This is a genomic window from Streptacidiphilus jeojiensis, assembly GCF_042510965.1.
GTDB classification, from domain to species: Bacteria; Actinomycetota; Actinomycetes; order Streptomycetales; family Streptomycetaceae; genus Streptacidiphilus; species Streptacidiphilus jeojiensis.
Genome location: NZ_JBEUKS010000003.1, coordinates 272,560 through 291,819 on the forward strand (window position 1 = coordinate 272,560; position 19,260 = coordinate 291,819).

At 72.0% G+C, this 19,260-nt stretch carries 16 protein-coding genes; 11 read left to right on the forward strand and 5 right to left on the reverse strand.

Annotation, left to right across the window (positions count from 1 at the left end):
* The first annotated feature begins 29 nt into the window (after window positions 1-29).
* Entirely contained in the window at window positions 30-635 is a 606-nt protein-coding gene (locus tag ABUW04_RS10270) for a hypothetical protein (protein WP_380564209.1), read from the forward strand.
* Between the two features lie 28 nt (window positions 636-663).
* On the opposite strand, the gene ABUW04_RS10275 is transcribed toward ABUW04_RS10270, so the two are convergent.
* The 3 genes from ABUW04_RS10275 to ABUW04_RS10285 form a co-directional block, all read right to left on the reverse strand.
* A complete protein-coding gene (locus ABUW04_RS10275) occupies window positions 664-1,056 on the reverse strand; it encodes a hypothetical protein (RefSeq protein ID WP_380564210.1) in 393 nt (130 codons plus the stop codon).
* Between the two features lie 254 nt (window positions 1,057-1,310).
* Window positions 1,311-1,991 carry a LuxR C-terminal-related transcriptional regulator gene (locus ABUW04_RS10280; protein ID WP_380564211.1) on the reverse strand — a complete coding sequence of 227 codons (681 nt, stop codon included), beginning with the start codon at window positions 1,989-1,991 and terminating at the stop codon, window positions 1,311-1,313.
* A complete protein-coding gene (locus ABUW04_RS10285; RefSeq protein WP_380564212.1) occupies window positions 1,982-3,559 on the reverse strand; it encodes a sensor histidine kinase in 1,578 nt (525 codons plus the stop codon). Before ABUW04_RS10285 ends, ABUW04_RS10280 begins: the two co-directional genes overlap by 10 nt.
* Window positions 3,560-3,766: 207 nt before the next feature.
* Here ABUW04_RS10285 and ABUW04_RS10290 point away from each other — a divergent pair, with 207 nt between their 5' ends.
* A complete protein-coding gene (locus ABUW04_RS10290) occupies window positions 3,767-4,810 on the forward strand; it encodes a leucine-rich repeat domain-containing protein (RefSeq protein ID WP_380564213.1) in 1,044 nt (347 codons plus the stop codon).
* 12 nt (window positions 4,811-4,822) lie between these two features.
* On the opposite strand, the gene sigJ is transcribed toward ABUW04_RS10290, so the two are convergent.
* Window positions 4,823-5,728 (reverse strand): RNA polymerase sigma factor SigJ, encoded by a 906-nt coding sequence (gene sigJ, locus ABUW04_RS10295; RefSeq protein ID WP_380564547.1) that lies wholly within the window; start codon window positions 5,726-5,728, stop codon window positions 4,823-4,825.
* 199 nt (window positions 5,729-5,927) lie between these two features.
* On the opposite strand from sigJ, the gene ABUW04_RS10300 reads away from it, so the two are divergent.
* The 7 genes from ABUW04_RS10300 to ABUW04_RS10330 all read left to right on the forward strand — a co-directional run bounded on the left by ABUW04_RS10300 (window position 5,928) and on the right by ABUW04_RS10330 (window position 13,727).
* Window positions 5,928-6,314 carry a DoxX family protein gene (locus ABUW04_RS10300; RefSeq protein WP_380564214.1) on the forward strand — a complete coding sequence of 129 codons (387 nt, stop codon included), beginning with the start codon at window positions 5,928-5,930 and terminating at the stop codon, window positions 6,312-6,314.
* A 65-nt stretch (window positions 6,315-6,379) separates the two neighbouring features.
* Entirely contained in the window at window positions 6,380-7,108 is a 729-nt protein-coding gene (locus ABUW04_RS10305) for a GntR family transcriptional regulator (RefSeq protein WP_380564215.1), read from the forward strand.
* A gap of 62 nt (window positions 7,109-7,170) precedes the next feature.
* The gene (locus tag ABUW04_RS10310) at window positions 7,171-8,256 is read left to right on the forward strand and encodes an ADP-ribosylglycohydrolase family protein (protein WP_380564216.1); all 1,086 of its coding nucleotides are present in this window, start codon (window positions 7,171-7,173) and stop codon (window positions 8,254-8,256) included.
* A gap of 124 nt (window positions 8,257-8,380) precedes the next feature.
* A complete protein-coding gene (locus ABUW04_RS10315; RefSeq protein ID WP_380564217.1) occupies window positions 8,381-9,973 on the forward strand; it encodes a purine-cytosine permease family protein in 1,593 nt (530 codons plus the stop codon).
* Window positions 9,970-11,223: a PfkB family carbohydrate kinase gene (locus tag ABUW04_RS10320; protein ID WP_380564218.1), complete on the forward strand. Its 1,254-nt coding sequence runs from the start codon at window positions 9,970-9,972 to the stop codon at window positions 11,221-11,223. The genes ABUW04_RS10315 and ABUW04_RS10320 overlap by 4 nt, the downstream gene beginning before the upstream one ends.
* A complete protein-coding gene (locus ABUW04_RS10325) occupies window positions 11,135-12,067 on the forward strand; it encodes an ROK family protein (protein WP_380564548.1) in 933 nt (310 codons plus the stop codon). Before ABUW04_RS10320 ends, ABUW04_RS10325 begins: the two co-directional genes overlap by 89 nt.
* 223 nt (window positions 12,068-12,290) lie before the next feature.
* Entirely contained in the window at window positions 12,291-13,727 is a 1,437-nt protein-coding gene (locus ABUW04_RS10330; protein WP_380564219.1) for a sulfatase-like hydrolase/transferase, read from the forward strand.
* Between the two features lie 33 nt (window positions 13,728-13,760).
* On the opposite strand, the gene ABUW04_RS10335 is transcribed toward ABUW04_RS10330, so the two are convergent.
* Complete coding sequence (locus tag ABUW04_RS10335) at window positions 13,761-16,631, reverse strand: polysaccharide lyase family 8 super-sandwich domain-containing protein (RefSeq protein WP_380564220.1); 2,871 nt, start codon at window positions 16,629-16,631, stop codon at window positions 13,761-13,763.
* Between the two features lie 267 nt (window positions 16,632-16,898).
* On the opposite strand from ABUW04_RS10335, the gene ABUW04_RS10340 reads away from it, so the two are divergent.
* Window positions 16,899-18,269, forward strand: a complete 1,371-nt coding sequence (locus ABUW04_RS10340; RefSeq protein ID WP_380564221.1) for an ABC transporter substrate-binding protein — start codon at window positions 16,899-16,901, stop codon at window positions 18,267-18,269.
* On the forward strand, window positions 18,266-19,222 hold the full coding sequence (locus ABUW04_RS10345) for a carbohydrate ABC transporter permease (RefSeq protein ID WP_051726231.1): 957 nt from the start codon (window positions 18,266-18,268) through the stop codon (window positions 19,220-19,222). Before ABUW04_RS10340 ends, ABUW04_RS10345 begins: the two co-directional genes overlap by 4 nt.
* Window positions 19,223-19,260 lie beyond the last annotated feature (38 nt).

Here is a 19,260-nt window from a genome sequence, read left to right on the forward strand (position 1 = left end):
GACAACCCAGTGCGGAGCGGGACGAGACCTTGAGAATCTATTCGCAGATCCCTGCACGCAGGACCCGTCAGGTCGTGGCCGACCTGCTGGCCCTGGCCGTGATCGCGGTGTCGGTGTGGTTCGCCCTGCTGATCCATGACGTGATCATGCGGCTGGCCGCTCCGGGGCAGGCGGCGCAGAGCGCCGGCGACCAGCTCGCCGGCGGACTGAACGACGCGGGCAACGCCGCGGCCAGGGTGCCGCTGGTGGGGGACACCCTGAAGCGGCCGCTGCTGTCGGCGGCCGGGGCCGGCAACGGCCTGGCCTCGGCGGGCGAGTCGGTGCAGCACACGGTCAGTCACCTGGCGTTCCTGGTGGCGTTCGTGCTGATCGCGGTGCCGGTACTGCTGGTACTGCTGGTCTGGCTGCCGCCCCGGATCCACTGGATCCGCGGAACGGTCAACGCACGCCGACTGCTGGACGCCCCCGGCGGCGCCGACCTCTTCGCGCTCCGGGCGCTCACCGGCCCGCTGCGCAACCTGGCCACGGTCGAGATCCCGCCCGGCGGCCTGGCCGACGCCTGGCGCCGGGGCGACGCGTCCGTGATCGACGACCTCAGCCGCATCGGCCTGAAGCAGGTCGGGCTGCGCCCGTGACGGATCCACAGCCGCTGCCTCGGATCTACTACCGATAGTCGTCCGGGTAGGCCTGTATCCAGGTGTTGATCCTGTCGCGGGTGGAGACCAGCAGACTCTGGTGCTTGTGCAGGTTGTCGAAGCCGTAGTCGCCCGCCAGCGTGGTCTGCATCTGGGCGATCCAGGCAAGCGGCTTCGCGAAGTGCGCGGCGCCCTTCGGGCTGGCCTTCATCGAGTTCTGCAGGTCGTCGAGGTTGGTCAGCAGGCGGTCCAGGAAGTACTCGCAGTTCGCCGTGGTCGACCCGCAGCTGTCGTTGTAGGTCGCCTGCAGTACCGCGAAGGAGTCCCGAACCGCCGGTACGGCCGCGCCGGGGGCGGCCGGTGAGGTCGGAGGTCCGCTCGACGCGGCCGTGCTGGGGTCGGCCGCGCTCGGGGTCGGCATGGACGAGGCTCCGGTCCGGTCAGGGGTGGCGCTGGCGCTGGGGCTCGGCGACGTCGCAGCGGCTGCGGAAGCGGATCGGTGTCCGCTCGAGCAACCGGTCGCGAGAGTCGCCGCGACGAGCGCGACGCCCAATCCGCGGATGAGCTGGGTTCGACGCACGTCGTGTCCTCTGGTTTCCCGGGATGATGAACAGATCAGTACGCATGCATACCCTGCCTGCGTGTCCGCTGTCCACGGCTATCCGGCCGCCGGACTCAGCGCGGCCCGGGCGGAGTCCCTCCGTCGCGCGGGACTGCCATCAGGTAGGCGAGGACGGCGAGTACGCGGCGGTTGTCGTCGTCGGAGGGGGCCAGGTCCAGTTTGGTGAAGATGCTGGTGCTGTGCTTGGACACGGCCTTCTCGCTGATGAAGAGCCGGTGCGCGACCGCGCTGTTGGAGCGCCCCTCGGCCATCAGCTCCAGGACCTGGCGCTCCCGGTCGGTGAGCCGGGACAGCGGTTCGCTGCGCCCGCTGCGGCCGAACAGCTTGGTGACCACCTCGGGGTCCATGACGGTGCCGCCGCCGGCGACCGTACGGATCACGTCGACGAACTGGCCGTCGCTGAACACCCGGTCCTTGAGCAGGTAGCCGACCCCTCCGGCCTGGTCGGCGAGCAGTTCCCGGGCGTAGATCTGCTCGACGTACTGCGACAGCAGCAGGATCGGCAGACCGGGGATCTGCTGCCGCGCGGACAGTGCCGCGCGGAGCCCGTCGTCGGTGTGGGTGGGCGGCAGCCGGATGTCCACGATCGCCAGGTCCGGCCGGAACTCCAGGAGCGCGGCCAGCAGGCCCGGCGCGCTGTCGGTGGCCGCCGCGATCTCGAACCCACGGGCCTTGAGGAGCCTGACCAGCCCTTCGCGGAGCAGGAAGAGGTCCTCTGCGACGACTATCCGCACGGCACCTCCATGACCACGATCGTCGGACCCCCGGGCGGGCTGCTGATCGCCAGGATGCCATCGAAGGCCGCCAGCCGTCGCTCCACCCCGACCAGTCCGCTGCCCGCGGCTGGATCGGCGCCACCCACGCCGTCGTCGACCACCTCGATCCTCAACTGCCCGCCGGTCCGGGCCATCGAGATCCGCAGGCTGCTCGCCGAGGCGTGCCGGACGGCATTGGTGACCACCTCGGCGACGGCGAAGTAGCAGGCCGACTCGACCGGGGCGCCGAGCTCTCCGAGCGGCTCGATCTCGGTCACGCAGGGCAGTGGCAGGTCCAGCGCCAGCGCCCGGACCGCCTCGCCCAGGCCGCGGTCGGCCAGCACCGGCGGGTAGATCCCGCGGACCAGGCTGCGCAGTTCCTCCAGCGCCGCCGCCGAGGAGACCCGGGCCTCCGCGACCAGTGCGACGGCCTCCTGCGGGCTGCTGAGGATGATCTCCTCGGCGGTCAGCAGGTTCATCCCGATGGCCACCAGCCGCCCCTGGGCGCCGTCGTGCAGATCGCGCTCGATCCGGCGCAGCTCCGCGGCGGCGGAGCTGACCGCCTCGGCCCGGGTCTCGGTCAGCACCCGCACCCGCCGGGCGAGAGCCGGATCGGGCTCGCGCCCGAGCAGCCGCCTGGCGTCCGGCAGCACGGTCAGCGGCAGCAACCGCAGTCCCAGGGCCAGCAGCAGCGTTCCCTGGATCCCGCCGAGCACCACCAGATGGTTGGCCGCGTCGGCGGAGAAGCCCGACACCGGCCAACTGCCGGCGCCGAAGGTCCGCACCACCAGGGCACGTCCGAAGATGCCCTGGACGATGCCGTTCACGCCGATCCCGAGCAGTCCCAGGACCGCCAGGTCCGCCGCTGCCCGCGGCCTGCGCACCAGCAGGACCACGGCGGCCGCCAGGAGCGCCAGCCCGACGAAGTAGGCGGTCACCGCGCCACCGATCCCGGCGTCCGGCGGTGCGGCCGACCAGGGATCGAGGCTGGACAGGCCACCGAGCATCACCACGACGGCGGGCAGCAGCAGCGCCCAGCGCGCGGATCGTGCCGCCTCGTTCCCGGCCGGGCGCCCCGCCCTGCCCGCCGCCGGTCGGACCAGCCCGATTCCGGCGACTGCGGCCAGCACCAGGACGCCGAGGACCGCCGGCAGCAGATCCAGCCGCAGGGTGTGCCCGTGCGCGACCGCGTTCACCCCCACCAGCAGTTCACCGCTCGCGACCGCGACCACCGGCAGCAGACCCGGCCTGGGCGCCGGCCCCTGCCGGAGCAGCATGGTCGCCAGCAGGCCCGCCAGCAGCAGCGCCACCGGGAGCACCCCGACCGAGGCCAGGTCCGGTACGTTCACGAAGACCGAGTTGCCGTGCGCTCCGGGGTTGTGCAGGTCCACCACCAGCACGGACACGCTGCCGTAGGCGGCCATGCCCACCAGCGCGGCGAGGACCGGCCAGCCGATCCGCGTGACCGGACCCGCCGCTCGCACTGGGCGCTCCGGCGCCCGCTCCACCCTGAAGGCCGCCAGCGCGCAGAGCGCGGTCAACGCCATGATCACGCCCTGGGGCCAGGCCCCTGTGGGCATCGGAAACGGCCACATAGTCGGCCCCCGTCCTGTCTCGTCCGGCTTCTCCCGGGCCGCACGCTGCGACCTGGGATCATGCTGCTGCCCGGACCGGGCGGACGCCATGGACCGGAACCCACTCACCAGGTAGGCCTACACCTACCTCCGCCGGAACCACCCCCTAGGCTGGTGCCCATGACGGCAACGGGCTGGACCGGAATCGGCCGGGACGAACAGGGGGTCGTCACCCGGTTGTCAGCCCGGGGGCAGGGCCTTGCGGAGGTCCCGGCCCTGGGGCCGGAGGGACTCGGCCTGCTGCGCAGTATCGACCTGTCGTTCACCACGATCGCCGACCTCCCCGGCGAGCTGAAGTCGCTGCCCTCGCTCACCGAACTGCGCCTGGACGGCAACGGGTTGGCGGCGGTCCCGGAGGTAGTGCTCCAGCTTCCGCAGCTCGAACTGCTCAGCCTCTACCGGAACCGGCTGACCTCCGTGCCGGCGGCCATCGGGAGACTGCAAGCGCTGCGCACCCTGAATCTGGCGGACAATCAGCTCCAGGAGATCCCGGAGACGATCGGAGGTCTCAGCGAGCTGCACACGCTCGATCTGGGGCACAACCGCATCGAGTCGCTGCCCGACTCCATCGGCCGGCTCGCCGGACTGAGCCGCTACCTCTACCTGAGCAATAATCAACTCACGTCAGTACCAGCAACATTGTGCGGACTGACCCGGCTGCGCTACCTCAACGTCACCGACAACCGGCTGACCGGCCTCCCGGCCCGCTTCGGCGACCTCGCCGCCCTGCAGGAGCTGCGGCTCTACCGCAACCGGCTGGCCTCGCTCCCCGAGTCGATCGGGGGTCTGGCCGACCTGCGCGAGGCCCATCTGATGGACAATGAGCTCACCGCCCTGCCCGACTCCATCGGCGACCTCGCCGACCTGCGTGAACTCCGGCTGATGGACAACCGGTTGAGCGCGCTCCCGACGTCCCTCGGGAAGCTGCACCGGCTGACCCGGTTGGACCTGCGGAACAACAGCTTGAGCGCACTTCCGGAGTCGGTCGCCGAGCTGACCGCGTTGACCCATCTGGACCTGCGCAACAACCGGCTCGATGCCCTGCCCGCCGGGCTGGCCCACCTGCCGGCCCTGGAGAAGCTGGACCTGCGCTGGAACCTCATCGACCCCTGGCCGGACTGGTTGCAGGGGCTGGAGCAGCGCGGATGCGCCGTCCTGCGGTGAGCTGAGGGTAGATCAGTTCCCCGGCAGCAGTGCGACATCGGACACCGGTCCGAGGTGGCCGAGCTTGTCGGGGTTGGACACCGAGTGGACCGCCCGGATCGCACCGTCGACGATCTCGAGTTCCAGCACGCTGGCCACCCGCCCCTGGGAGTCGGACAGCACCGCGCCGGGACGGCCGTTGACCAAGGCCGGCTGCAGCGAGACGCCGACCCTCCCGGTACGGCGGAACCCGCCGATGAGCAGTTGGGCGACGCGCCGCAGTCCGGTCAGCGACGTACCGATGGCCCGGGCCTTGCCGCCGCCGTCGCCGTGGAAGACGACCTCGGGCGCGAGCATGGCGAGCAGCGCGTCCAAGTCGCCGCCCGCGGTGGCCGCGAAGAACCTGCGGGCGAGTTCCTCGCCCTCCGCGCGCCGGGCCGGTGGCGGCGGGCTGTCGACCTCATGCCCTTCGGCGGCCAGGTGCTTCCTGGCCCGGGCGAAGATCTGCCGGCAGTTGGCCTCGGACTTGCCGACGGCGGCCGCCAGGTCCGGGTAGCCGTACCCGAAGGCCTCGCGCAGCAGGAACACCGCCCGCTCCACCGGGGAGAGGGCCTCCAGCAGCACCAGGAACGCCATCGACAGCGAGTCGGCCAGCTCGGCGTACTCGGCCGGCCCCGGCCGGTCGGCGGACACGACGACCGGCTCGGGCAGCCACTCGCCGACGTAGGACTCCCGTCGAACCCGGGCCGAGCCGAGGTAGTTGATCCCCAGTCGGGTCACCGAGGTGGTGAGATACGCCTTCAGTTCGAGGATCTCGGTGCCCGCCTGCTGCGCCCGGGTCACGCTGAGGAAGGCGTCCTGGACGATGTCCTCGGCGTCGCCCACGGAACCGGTCATCCCGTAGGCGATGGAGAACAGCAGCGGCCGGTAGCCGGCCATGTCCGTCGCAACTGCTGTGCCTGGCACGGGAACTCCTCGCTCTGTCTGGGCAGCAGGTTATCCGAGGCGCGGGCGCGGCCGCGCCGGCGGGAGACGCAGGTCACATCCGCTGCTGTCACAGCTCGGCGGGGTGCCCTGTCTCAGAGGGGCGACAGCAGATGACGGACATCGGACCACGGACCCCGCAAGGAGACACGTCGTGAACATCGCTCTGTGGATCATCGCCGGAGTGCTCGCCGCCGCCTACTTCCTCGGCGGCGGCTACAAGGTCGTCACGCCGAAGGAGAAGATCGCGGCGGCCGGGCACAGCGCGCAGTGGGTCGAGGACTTCAGCAGCGGTGGCGTGAAGGCCATCGGGACCCTCGAAGTACTGGCCGCGCTGGGCCTGATCCTGCCCGCCGTGCTCGACATCGCGCCGGTACTGGTGCCGCTGGCGGCGCTCGGCCTGGTACTGATCATGGCCGGTGCCACGGCCACCCGGATCAGGCGGCACGAGGCCGCCCTGGTGCTGGTGGACCTGACCTATCTCGTCCTGGCCGGCTTCGTGGTGTGGGGCCGTTTCGGCCCCGCTGCCTTCGGCGGCTGAGGAGCGGAAAGAACAGGACTAGACAGCTATAGACATGTCTAGATAGGTATGCCTATCGTGAGGGCATGAGCGAGGTACTCAGCAAGCACCAGCGGATCGCGGATCTCCTGACCCAGGAGATCCGCGCCGGTCGGCTGCGGCAGGGCAGCCAGCTGCCCGGCGAGCACGCGCTGACCAAGCGTTTCGCCGTCAGCCGCACCACCGTGCGGCAGGCCCTGCGGAAACTGAGCGACGAGGGGCTGATCGCCACCCGGGCCGGGATCGGCTCGGTGGTCACCTTCGACGGCACACCGCTGGACGACCGGGAGGGCTGGACCGCAGCCTTCGCCTACGCGGGAACACCGCTGGCGGCCACGGTGCTACGCCTGGAGAGCGTCCTGGACGCCGAGCTGGCGCAGCGGCTGGGGCTGGCCGAGGAGACCGGGTTCCTGGCACTGGACCGGGTGCGGTCCCTCGCCGTGGAGAGCGGGGACGTCCCGGTCTCGCTGGAGCTCAGCCGCTCGCTCCTGGTCCCGGAGCTGGCCGAGGTTCCCCGCACCGGCCTGCTGGACGGTTCGCTGACCCGGACCCTGGCCGCGGCCGGTCTGATCCAGCGTCGGGGACGGCAGGTCGCCTCGGTGGCCCCGCTGCCGCCGAGCGAGGCCACGGCTCTCGCCCGACCTGCCGGTGAGGCCTTCCTCAAGGTCGAGCGGACCAGCTGGGACCAGGACGACGGCTTCGTCGAACACGTCACCAGCTGGCTGTCGCCCGAACACTTCCGGCTGGAGCTGACCTTCGGCGGGCCCGCGGGCTGAACCCGCAGCACGGACCCCGCCCCGCAGTACCGATCTACATGACCAGAGTCAAGGACAGGCGCATGCACAACCAGAACGCTCCCCACCCGACGGCCACCATCACCGACACCGCGGTGGGGGACCGCGCTCTGGGAGCCCTCTACGGGCTCGCCCTGGGCGACGCCCTGGGAATGCCGACGCAGGTGATGTCCCGGGCCGCCATCACCTCCCGCTTCGGCCAGGTCACCGGGTTCGAGCCGGGCCCGCCGGACAACCCGGTCGCCGCCGGACTGCCCGCCGCGAGCGTGACCGACGACACCGAACAGGCCGTGCTGGTCGGCCGGCTGCTGGTCCGCGGTGACGGGCACATCGACCCGCACACCCTGGCCCGGGAACTGCTCGACTGGGAAGCCACCATGAAGGCGCGCGGCTCCCTGGACCTGCTCGGCCCCTCGACCAAGGCCGCCCTGGACGCGGTGGCCCGCGGCGCCTCGGTCGAAGAGGCAGGACGGACCGGCACCACCAACGGCGCGGCCATGCGGGTCGCCCCGGTCGGCATCGCCTTCCCGTTCGGGTCCGAAGGCCGCGACGGCGACCTCGACGGTGATCTCGACCTCGACGGGTTCCTGGACCGGGTGGTGGAGTCCTGCCAGGTCACCCATGCCACCGGCATCGGGATCGCCGCAGCCGCGGCCGTCGCAGCCGCCGTCAGCGCCGGCGTGTCCGGCGCCGGCCTGGACCGGTGCATGGACGCCGCCGAGCAGGCGGCCGCCGCAGGTTCGCTGCGCGGCGCCTGGGTCGCCGGCGCCGACATCGCCACCCGCATCGGCTGGGCCCGGCGGCTGGTGACCGGTGTGCCCCGGGACCAGGCGATCGAGCTGATCGTGAACCTCGTCGGCACCAGCGTCGCAAGCCAGGAATCCATCCCGGCCGCCTTCGCCGTCCTGACCCTGGCCGGCGCCGACCCCTGGCAGTGCGGACTGATCGCCGCCAACCTCGGCGGCGACTGCGACACCATCGGCGCCATCGCCTGCGCCATCGCCGGTTCCGTCTCGGGCCACGCGGCACTGCCCGCCGAAGCCGTCACCGCCCTCGACGCCGTGAACGGCATCGACCTGCGCGGCCTCTCGGCCGATCTGCTCACCCTCCGGTCCGCCACGCACGGCTGACCCTCCGTCACCCGCAGTGGGCCCCGAGGACCGGTCCCCACAGGCCGACCGCGCGCAGGCCCGCGCCACCTGACCCTGCGTCAACTGCGGGGAACCCCATCACACTCAGCAAGGAGGTACCACCGTGAGCGACTCAACGGCGAGCGAACGGGTGGGAACGGTAGAGACCCGAGGCATTGAACCCGTGCCGGACGGCGAGCGGCACGGGCAGTCGCGCCAGATGTTCTGGACCTGGTTCGCGGCCAACATCAGCATCCTGGGACTGCCGCTGGGCGCCAGTCTGGTCGCGTTCCACGCCCTGAACATCTGGCAGGCCGTACTGGTGGCGGTCATCGGCTCGTTCGGGTCGTTCGCCATGGTCGGCGCGCTCAGCATCGCGGGCAAACGCGGCGGAGCCCCGGCGATGACACTGTCCCGCGCCGTCTTCGGCGTACGCGGCAACCTGGCACCCACGTTGATCACCTGGATCAGCCGCGCGGGTTGGGAGACCATCAACACCACCACCGCGGCCTACGCCATGCTGGCGCTGGTCTCCATCGCCTTCGGCTGGCACCAGAACGACGCGCTCACCATCCTCTGCCTGCTGCTGTTCATCGGCCTGACCCTGGTGATCAGCGGGCTGGGCCACGCCACCATCATGTGGATCAACCGCTGGGCGACCTATGTGTTCGGCCTGCTCAACCTGGTCGTGATGGGCTTCCTGGTGGCCACGGTGGACTGGCACGCGGTACTGCACGCCCACCCCGCACCGCTGAGCGCGGTGATCGCCGGCGCCGGCGTGATCGCGGCCGGGACCGGCATCGGCTGGGCCAACGCCGGCGCGGACTACGCCCGCTACCTGCCCCGCAGGACGCCCGCCGCCCGCCTGGTCGCCGCCTCCGCGTTCGGGGCGGGGATCCCGCTGGTCCTGCTGATCTCCCTGGGCGCGCTGCTCACCGCCGGCGACACCTCGCTGGCCACCGCCTCCGACCCGGTCGCCGCCATCAACGCCATGCTGCCCAGCTGGATGGCGATCCCCTACCTGATCGCCGCCGTCGGCGGGCTGCTGCTGTCGAACCACCTGTCGGTCTACTCCGCCGGCCTGACCCTGGTCACCCTGGGCATCCGCGCCAAGCGCACCGTGGCGGTGGGCCTGGACGTCATCGTCACCCTGGTCGGCGGCGTCTACTTCATGCTGATCGCCAAGAACTTCTACGGCCCCTTCACCACGTTCCTGACCATCCTGGCGGTCCCGATCACCGCCTGGGTCGCGGTCTTCGGCACCGACCTGCTGCTGGGCCGCAGCTACGACGCCAAGGCCCTGATGGACACCGGTCGCGGCAGCCGCTACTGGTACCGCGCGGGCGTCAACCCCGCCGCCGTGGCGGCCTGGGCGGTCGGGATCGTCGTCGGACTGCTGCTGACCGAGGTCAAGACGAGCGACACCGACATCTGGTTCTCCGGCCCCTGGTCCGGCAGTTGGCTCGGCGCCAGCGGCCTGGGCTGGGTGGTCACCTTCGTCGTCACCGCGGCGCTCTACGTGCTGCTGCGTCCGCTGGACCGCACCGTCGTGCGGGAGCACCAGGACCAGGCCGCGCTGCGGAACCCGGCAGCCGCCGGCACCGGCGGTGCCGGGGGCGACGGGAGCGACGGCGGCCAGGACGGCATACACCCGCTCGACCCCCGTACCCAGGCCGTCGACCACCACTCCAGCACCACCACGACGGGAACCCGATGAGCACCGACGACCGCACCCGGGCCCACGCCGAGCCCAACACCGGCGGCCCCCGACTCTTCCTGGCCGGCAGCGTCCTGGTCGACCTGGTGGTCCGGATCCCGGCCCTCCCCGAACGCGGCGGCGACATGCTCGCCGAGTCCGCCGAGTTCACCACCGGCGGCGGCTTCAACCTGCTGTCCGCCGCCGGCAGGCTGGGACTGCCCGGCACCTACGCCGGCCCGCACGGCACCGGCACCTTCGGCGACCGGACCCGGGCCTCGTTGGCCGCCGAGGGCATCGACCTGCTGCTGCCCGCACGCACCGGCCAGGACACCGGCTTCAGCATCGCCCTGGTCGACAGCGGCGAGCGGACCTTCGTGACCAGCTCGGGCGCGGAGGCGGACTTCACCGACGCGGACACCGAAGCCCTCGCCGCCCAGCTCCGCCCGGGCGACGTCGTCCAGGTCTCCGGATACGGCCTGGTGCGCCCGGCCACCGGGGAGACGCTGGCCGCGCTGGTCGGACGGCTCCCGGACGGGGTGCTGCTGAGCTTCGACCCCGGACCGCTGGTGGCCGACATCCCGCCCGCCCGGCTGGACCGGATCCTGGCCCGGTGCGACTGGTTGAGCTGCAACGCCCGCGAGGCCGGGCTGCTGACCGCAGGCGCATCGGGCCGCGAGGCGGCCCAGGCGCTGCGCGCCAGGCTGCGCCCCGGGGCCGGAGTCGTGGTGCGGGCGGACGCCGACGGCTGCTGGGTGGCACCGCCCGCCGCCGACGGCGACCGGGCCGATGTCCAGGCGCCGGTGCACCTGCCGGGGTTCGAGGTCACCGCGGTGGACGCCAACGGCGCCGGCGACGCCCACGTAGGAGCCTTCCTGGCCTTCCTCACCCAGGGCGCGGACCCGCTCGAAGCCGCACGCAAGGCCAACGCCGCCGCAGCCTACGCAGTCACCCGCCGCGGCCCGGCCACCGCCCCCGACCGCCCCGAACTGAACCGCTTCCTGGCAACGGCGACCACCCGCCGGGTCGACGGATCAGGGCGACCACTGGTTGACTGCTCGTCCGGCGCGGCCCAGGATTGGGGTGGAAAGCGCTTTCCCAAGCTTTCCCACAGCTGCAGTCAGGAGGAGCCAGGTGCCACCCAGCAGGTCAGGTGCGGTCGGGGTCGAGTCGGTCGTGGCGATGGACGTCGGGGGGACGGAGGTGAAGACGGCGGTCCTCGCGCTGGACGGGAGCGTGCTGGAGGCCGGTTCGTGGCCCACCCGTCGTGAGGACGGGGCGATCGCCACGGCGGAGCGGGTGCTCGGGCTGGGGGTGGAGCTCGTGTCCCGGGCGGTCGAACTGACCGGTCGTCGGCCGCTGGCGGCCGGTGTCGTGGTGCCGGGTGTGGTGGACGAGGGTGCCGGGGTGGCGGTGCACGCGGCCAATCTCGGCTGGCGGGAGCTGCCGATGCGGGCGCGGCTGGAGGAGCGGCTCGGGCTGCCGGTCGCCTTCGGGCACGATGTGCGGGCCGGTGCGCTGGCCGAGCAGCGGCTCGGGGCGGGGCGCGGGCAGGACCCCTTCCTCTTCGTTCCGCTGGGGACCGGTATCGCCGCCGGCGTCGTGCTGGGCGGACGGCTGGTCCCGGGGTGGGCCGGCGGTGCGGGGGAGATCGGCCATCTGACGGTGCGTCCGGACGGTGAGCTCTGTGGCTGCGGCGGTCTGGGGTGCCTGGAGACGGTGGCGTCCGCGTCGGGCGTGGCTGCCGGCTATGTGCGCGCGGGCGGGGCCCCGGGCAGTACCGCGGCGCAGGTCGCGGCGGCGGTGCGGGCCGGCGACCCGGTGGCCGGGAAGGTGTGGGCGCAGGCCGTCACCGCGCTGGCGGACGCGTTGGCCACCTGTGTGACGGTGCTGGCGCCGCAGGCCGTCGCCGTCGGCGGCGGGTTGGCCCAGGCCGGGGAACTGCTGCTGGCCCCGTTGCGGGAGGCGCTGTCGGAGCGGTTGAAGCCGTTCCAGCCGTCGCCCTCGATCGTGGCGGCGGAGCTGGGCTCCCGGGCGGGCTGTCTGGGGGCCGGGTTGATGGCCGGTGATCTCGTGGCCGGCGATCTCGTCGGTGGTCCGGTGAGCGGTCCATGAGCGGTCCTTGGGCGGTGCGGTGGGCGGTGCGGTCGACGTGTTCGGGGGAGATTCATGGTCGATTCATCCGCTTGCAGCGGTTGACCTGCTGCGCAGCCGCCGCACATGATCGTGGGCAGCGACAGGTGCAGCCAACGGCCGCCGTGTACTGCCGGTTTCGGGCCTGCTCACCGCCGCGTCGATGCAACCCGCCCAGCCACCCCCTGCACCAGGAGGCCGACTCATGGCCAGCCGTGATCCCGCCCGTCCCAACGTCCTGCTGATCCTGTCCGACGACCAGGGGCACTGGGCCATGGGGTGCGCGGGCAACCCCGAGATCCGCACCCCGCACCTGGACGCCCTGGCCGAGCGCGGCGTCCGCTTCAGCCGCTTCTTCTGCACCTCACCGGTGTGCTCGCCGGCCCGGGCGTCGCTGTTCACCGGTGAGCTGCCCTCGCAGCACGGCGTGCACGACTGGCTGTCGTACCACCACGCCGGTCGCACCGGGATCGACTTCCTGGCCGAGCGGACGCTGTTCACCGATCTGCTGGCCGACGCGGGGTACCGGCTCGGCCTGTCCGGGAAGTGGCACCTGGGGGCCAACGACCGTCCCCGGAAGGGCTTTGTGCACTGGTACGCGCACGAGAGCGGCGGTGGCCCGTACTACGGGGCCCCGATGTACCGGGACGCCGTGCGCACCGAGGAGCCCCGCTACCTGACCGACGCGCTGGGCGAGGACGCGGCGCAGTTCCTGAGCGCCGAGGCGGACCGCCCCGAGCCGTTCCACCTGTCGCTGCACTTCACCGCCCCGCACAAGCCCTGGCGCGGCCAGCACCCGGACGAGTACACCGACCTCTACGCCGACTGCGCCTTCACCAGCTGCCCGCAGGGGCCCGCGCACCCCTGGCAGCCGGTCACCGAGGACGGTTCCCCGGTGGGCGGCGAGAGCGACACCCGGGAGGCGCTGGTCGGCTACTTCGCCGCGACCACCGCGATGGACGCGGCCATCGGCCGGGTGCTGCAGCGGCTCGACGAGCTGGGGCTCACCGAGTCCACGCTGGTGGTGTTCACCAGCGACAACGGCTTCAACGCGGGCCACCACGGGATCTGGGGCAAGGGCAACGGCACCTTTCCGCAGAACATGTACGACAGTTCGGTGATCGTGCCCTGCCTGATCTCCCAGCCCGGCCGCATCCCCGGCGGCCGCCACTGCGACGCGCTGCTGTCGCAGTACGACGTGCTGCCGACCCTGGTCGAGCACCTGGGGCTGGACCACACCCACGACCCGGCCCTTCCCGGCCGGTCCTTCGCCGACATCCTCGCGGGCACCGACGCGACCGTCGGAGCGGACCGCGAACGGGTGGTCGTCTACGACGAGTACGGGCCGGTGCGGATGATCCGCACCCGGGACTGGAAGTACGTGCACCGCTACCCGCACGGTCCGCACGAGCTCTACCACCTGGCCGCCGACCCCGGTGAGGAGCACAACCTGGCGGCGGACCCGGCCCACGCCGCCACCCGGATCGACCTGGCCGCCCGACTGGACGCCTGGTTCGCGCGGTACGTGGACCCGGCCCTGGACGGCTCGCGGCTGCCGGTCACCGGCTCCGGGCAGCGCACCCCGGTCACCCCGGGCGCGCTGCCGACGGCCTTCGAACCCGGTCCCGAAGCCAAGGCCTGAGCCGGCGTCAGGACCGGTCCGGGTCCGGTCCGCTCAGCCGGTGGTGACCACCAGTTGGGGCTGGTAGGCGCTGCTCTCCCGGGAGTTGAGCACCACTGCGAGGCCCGCGGCGGACTGCCACAGGGCCAGCCCGATCCGGCCCGGGGCGGCCAGCTGGGAGGTCACGTCGAAGGACAGCCAGGCCTTGGTGCCGGTCACGGCCGCGCTCGCCAGCAGGTCGCCGAGCGCGGGCCGGTTGTTCCAGGTGAGCCCGGTCTCGGTCCAGCCGGTGTCGCCGACGGCGTAGGCGTCCAGGGTGGTCTGGGTGCCCCCGGAGTCCGAGACGAAGCCGTACACCTGCAGTACCGCCGAGGTGACCGTGGCACCGGCCAGGGCGCTGGTGTCGAACGCCAGGTAGGCGGCCCGGCTGTAGCCACCGCCGGTGGTGCCGGTGTTCTTGGCCACCAGCGTGGTCGCGGTGCCGTAGTTGGTGGCGGCGTAGGAGCCGTCGCGGACGTAGGCGTCGGCGACCGCGGCGAGCTGGGTTCCGGTGACGGTGAAGGAGGCGTGCTGGGTGGTCCCGGCGGTGCCGGTCAGGTTCACGGTCACGCTGAGCGCCGACGAACCGGCAGTGGCGGTGACCGTGGAGTCGGCGCTGAGGACGGTTCCGCCGCGGGCCACGGTCACCGTGACGGTGGTCGCGAGCTGGGTCGGGTCCGAGACGCCGATGTCGACCCGGTCGCCGTTCTGCTGCACCACCACCGCGCAGGGCGCGCTCGCGGTGATCACGCCGGCGGTGCCGGCCGCGAAGAAGTTGGCGGCGGTCAGCCCGAGGCGGTCGCAGCGGACGGCCTGCACGCTGCCGGTGTTGGCGAGCACGGTGACCGTGGGCTGGCCGGCCCGGGCGGCGGTCTGCGCGGCGGTGAAGCCGGGCAACAGCGCGTAGGCGTAGGCGGCGCCGGAGGGAGCGGTGCCGTGGTCCAGGCCCAGGGTGAGGTAGGGCCGGGTGACCGGGTCGGTGGGACCGCCGGTGTTGATGTCGCTCCAGGCCCCGGTGCGGTCGGTCAGTGCCGCCTGCACGCTGGCGCCGCCGGGGAAGAGGTACCCGCCGGTCCGGTCCGAGTGGGCCCAGCCGGCCACCGGCAGCGAGGCGGACCAGCCGGCCGAGACGCTCTGCGCGGTGCCGTCGACGGTGAGCGTGTAGGCGCCGTCGGTGTGCAGGTTGCGGTTCTCGACGGTGGTGGTGACGTCCGCTCCGCTGCCGCCGGTGATCCCGGCGCCCAGCGCGAACACGCAGTCGTCCAGCAGGAACCAGGACTTCTTGGCCACCAGGGTGGAGCCGTAGCTGCGGAAGCTCATGCTCGCGGAACCGAAGCCGCCGGGCACGGCGGCCCCGCCGGCCCAGGTGGGGGTGGGGCGGTAGCCGGTACCGACGCCGTCGGCCAGGGCGAAGGTGTCGGTGGTGGTGCCGGGCATCCGGTAGGGGTCGACGGTGGGCCAGAAGCCGTCGGTGAACTGGGCCAGGTCGTCGGCCAGGTAGAGGTAGCCCATGCCGTCGCCGGTGTGCCAGCCGTGCAGGTTCTCCCCGTTCAAGGACTCGAAGCGGGCGATCCTGGCCGAGGACATGGCGATGGCGTAGGCCCAGCCGGGGCGGCGGTGCACGGCGCGGTCCATGCCCGGGAAGAGCACCAGGCCGTCCGGCTCGGTGCCGGCGCCGGTGCCGCTGTCGGCCAGTACCGGTGCGGCGTTGGCGATGGCCGGGATGGCGGCCACGGCGTCGAAGGAGGCGTGGGCGTTGTCGGCGGCGATCCAGCCCTTGGCCCGGCTGCGGTAGTCCGCGGCCTGGACCGCGGAGGCGGACAGGGCCAGCTGCAGCACGGCCTGGGTGATCAGGACGCCGTCGTCCAGGTCGCTCTCGCCGATCCGGGAGACCGCCCGCCCGCGTACGGCGTCCAGGCACAGGCCGTTCCACACCCAGGGCGCGAAGGCGGAGTCGACCGCGCCGTAGATGTGGGCCGCGGCCGGGTCGGTGACCGCCCAGTCGGTGCCGTCGACCAGTTGGAACAGCGCGGCCAGGTCGAGCAGCAGCACCATGCCGTAGGTGCCGGTGTAGGGGATGTAGCTGTGCTGGACGAAGGAGCCGTCGGCGTACAGCCCGTCACTGCTGGTCACGTAGGGGAAGACCGCGGACAGCGCGGAGACCGCGGTGGTCAGCCGCTCGCTGTCGCGGCCCAGGATCCCGCGCAGGGCGACGACCTGGCACAGGTCCACCCGGTTGGCCCCGGTGGAGGTGGTCCGCGCGGTGCCCTGCTTGTTCATCGTGGGGTCGGCCACGAAGGTGTCCACGGCGGCCGTGTAGGTCGCGATCTGAGTATCCGTCAGAAGCGGTTGGACCAGCAGGGCCGCGTTCAGCAGGGCCTTGGGGGAGCCGACCTCCCAGTCCCACCAGTTGCCGCTCTCACTGGCGCCGGAGTTGTAGGCCTGCGCGGCCAGGAAGTCCAGGCCGGCGACCACGTCGGCGCCCAGCGCGGCGTTGCCGTACAGGTCCTGCCCGCTGCCGTCGGTGGCGGTGGTGCCGGGGGTGGCGTAGGCGGTGGCCATGGCCGCGAGCTGCTTGTAACTGGTGGTCAGATTGGCGGAGTCGGTCAGGGTGAGGCCCGGCCAGAGCGAGTCCGCGCCGGAGTCGGCGGCGAGGGTGGTCCAGTAGCCGGTGGCCTCGGTGCTGAGCGTGGTCAGGGCGGGGGCGTAGGCCGGGTCGGTGGGGTCGATGGAACCGCCGGTCAGGATGGCGGTCCAGGTGGCGCGCAGGGCGTCGTAGGCGTCGGTGGCGTAGGCGCGCAGTGGGGGCGCGGCGAACGCGACGGCGGCTGCGGTCGCCGCCGTGGCGGCGAGTTGGAGGAAGCGGCGGCGGGGGAGTGCGTCCATCGTTGCTCCAGGCGGACGGGTCCGGCGAACCGGAAACGGGGGTTGGCGCACCGTGGGAATCAGCCAAGGCATGAGTCAAGACTCTTTGCCCTATGAATCGTCGGCTCCCGATCCGGGGCAATTCAGGCATGCATCCCAATACTCCCTGGAGTTGGCCTGCGAACGGATATTCATGCGTGATTCATTGCCTTGATGGCCGTTGACCGGCGGATGAATTCGGGGAAATCATGGGCCCACCCCGCAGGTCCAGACTCCCGAGGAGTGACCGTGTCCGCTGCCGCCCCGTCCAGATCCGCCTCCCGTCCCCACGCCTCTTCGCCGCTGCGCCGCGCGGTCGTGGCCACCGCCATCGGCACGGCCCTGGCGCTCTCCGCCTCCGCCTGCGCCTCCTCGACCGGGAGCAGCGGTTCGGGATCGGCCGCCGCGGACTCCTTCACCTACTGGTCGATGTGGACCAAGGACGAGCCGCAGGCCAAGGTGCTCCAGGCGGCCCTCGCGCAGTTCACCAAGGACACCGGGGTCAAGGTCACCGTGCAGTGGAAGGGCCGTCAGGTCGCCACGCAGCTGGCGCCGACCCTGAACACCAACAACGTTCCCGCCGACCTGATCGACTCGGCGGACCGATTCGCCTACGCCCAGCTCCAGGCGACGGGACAGGCCCTGGACCTCACCCCGGTGCTGCAGCAGTCCGTTCCCGGCGAGAGCGGCAGCACCGTCGGCAGTGTCATCCCCAAGAGCTATCTCAACCTGGCCACCACCGACGGCGCGCTGTGGCAGATCCCCTACGAGGTGCTCACCGACCAGATCTGGTACAACGGCACGACGCTTCCCCAGGTCGCCGCCAACCCCCCGGCCACCTGGGACGAGTTCACCAAGCTGCTGGCGCAGCGGAAGACCGCCCGGGGCGGGGCGGGCCCGCTGGCGCTGGACGGGGACATCGCCGACTACAGCGCGTACTGGACCTACTACGCGGTCCTGCGCGAGCTGGGCCCGGGCGCCTTCGGCGCCGCCGCGACCGACAAGACCGGGGAGAAGTTCGAGGCCCCCGGGTTCCTGGCCGCCCTGGACAAGGTCGAGGCGCTGATCAAGGCCGGCGACTTCACGGCCGGCTACAACGGCTCCAAGTGGCCCGCCGTGCAGCAGAAGTGGGCGGCCGGCAAGTCCGACTTCCTGCTGCTGGGCACCTTCGCCCCCAGCGAGACCGGCCCCTTCGCCCAGTCCGGGTTCAGCTACCGCTCCTTCGCCTTCCCGGCGTTCAGCGCCGGCGGGGACACCACCGAGGACGTCTCACTGATCGGCTTCTCGATACCCAAGAAGGCCAAGCACGCCGCGGCGGCCGAGAAGTTCATCGCCTACTTCCTGGCCAAGGACCACCTCTCGGGCATCGCCACCACCGCCAAGAACCTCACCCCGCGCACCGACATCGCCGCGCCGGCCGAACTGGCCGACGCCAAGAAGGCGCTGGACTCCGGAAAGGTCGTGGAGACCCTGGACGGGGTCAAGGAGACCGCCGCCGAGTGGTACACCAAGGTGTTCCTGCCGCTGAACACCTCCTTCGTCGACGGCAAGCTGAGCGTCGCGGACTTCGCCGCCAAACTGAAGTCCGGCTCGGTCGACTACTGGAAGATGGCCCAGTGACCGCGGTGCTCGACGGGCGGTCCCGCACCCGGCGGGCCGCCCGCCCGGCCCCGGCCCGGCAGGCCAGCCCGCTGGCCGCCCGCAGGCGCCGGCTGTTCTGGCCGCTGCTGGTGCCCGCGCTGCTGGTGTACGGGGTGTTCTTCGCCGGCCCCTCGCTCTTCACCGTCTGGCTCAGCCTCAACAAGTGGGCCGGCGCCGGGCCGATGAGCTTCGTGGGCCTGCGCAACTACCAGCGGCTCTGGTCCGACCCGACGTTCCACTCGGCCTTCGGGAACACCCTGTGGATCATCTTCGGCGTCGGCGGGCTGACCTTCCTGGTCTCCTTCGGCCTGACGATGGTGCTGCGCGACATGGCCGGACGCAAGGCGGCCCGGGCGATCCTGTTCTTCCCCAACATCATCTCCAGCGTGGTGCTGGCCATCCTGTGGGGCTTCCTGTTCCAGCAGGGCGGCCTGGTCGACTCCATCCTCGGGGCGACCGGCTGGCACCACCCGCCGAACTGGCTGGGCCAGGGCGACCTGTTCCGGGTCATCATGATCGGCCTGGTGTGGACCTCCACCGGCTTCTACACGACCATCCTGATGGCCGCCGTCGACCAGATCCCCCCGGACCTGTACGAGGACTGCGAACTGGCGGGCGCCAACGCCTTCCAGAAGTTCCGCTATGTGACGCTGCCGCTGATGTGGGACGTGGTCGGGGTCTGCGCGGTGCTGTGGACCATCAGCGCGGTGAAGGTCTTCGAGTTCATCTACGCCTTCGCCGGAGCGGCCGGGCAGATGCCCGACACCGGGGTGTGGAACACCGCCCTCTACACCTACGGAGAGGCCTTCGCCTCCGGCGGCGTGCCCCGCTACGGCTCCGCGGCCGCCAGCGCGGTGGTGATGGTCGCGCTGGTCGGGCTCCTGGTGGCGCTCATCCGCCGGGTGATGCGCCGCGACGCCGTGCAGTTCTGATCCCTGACCGTCCATCACGAGAAAGACAGGAGGCCGGT

What these genes read in the sequence shown, in the direction of transcription:
- ABUW04_RS10305 (WP_380564215.1), top strand. Translation starts at nt 6,380, where the DNA reads ATGAGCGAGGTACTCAGCAAGCACCAGCGGATCGCGGATCTCCTGACC.
- ABUW04_RS10285 (WP_380564212.1), bottom strand. Translation starts at nt 3,559, where the DNA reads ATGGCGTTGACCGCGCTCTGCGCGCTGGCGGCCTTCAGGGTGGAGCGG.
- sigJ (WP_380564547.1), bottom strand. Translation starts at nt 5,728, where the DNA reads ATGGCCGGCTACCGGCCGCTGCTGTTCTCCATCGCCTACGGGATGACC.
- ABUW04_RS10310 (WP_380564216.1), top strand. Translation starts at nt 7,171, where the DNA reads ATGCACAACCAGAACGCTCCCCACCCGACGGCCACCATCACCGACACC.
- ABUW04_RS10275 (WP_380564210.1), bottom strand. Translation starts at nt 1,056, where the DNA reads ATGCCGACCCCGAGCGCGGCCGACCCCAGCACGGCCGCGTCGAGCGGA.
- ABUW04_RS10335 (WP_380564220.1), bottom strand. Translation starts at nt 16,631, where the DNA reads ATGGACGCACTCCCCCGCCGCCGCTTCCTCCAACTCGCCGCCACGGCG.
- ABUW04_RS10330 (WP_380564219.1), top strand. Translation starts at nt 12,291, where the DNA reads ATGGCCAGCCGTGATCCCGCCCGTCCCAACGTCCTGCTGATCCTGTCC.
- ABUW04_RS10290 (WP_380564213.1), top strand. Translation starts at nt 3,767, where the DNA reads ATGACGGCAACGGGCTGGACCGGAATCGGCCGGGACGAACAGGGGGTC.
- ABUW04_RS10325 (WP_380564548.1), top strand. Translation starts at nt 11,135, where the DNA reads ATGGACGTCGGGGGGACGGAGGTGAAGACGGCGGTCCTCGCGCTGGAC.
- ABUW04_RS10320 (WP_380564218.1), top strand. Translation starts at nt 9,970, where the DNA reads ATGAGCACCGACGACCGCACCCGGGCCCACGCCGAGCCCAACACCGGC.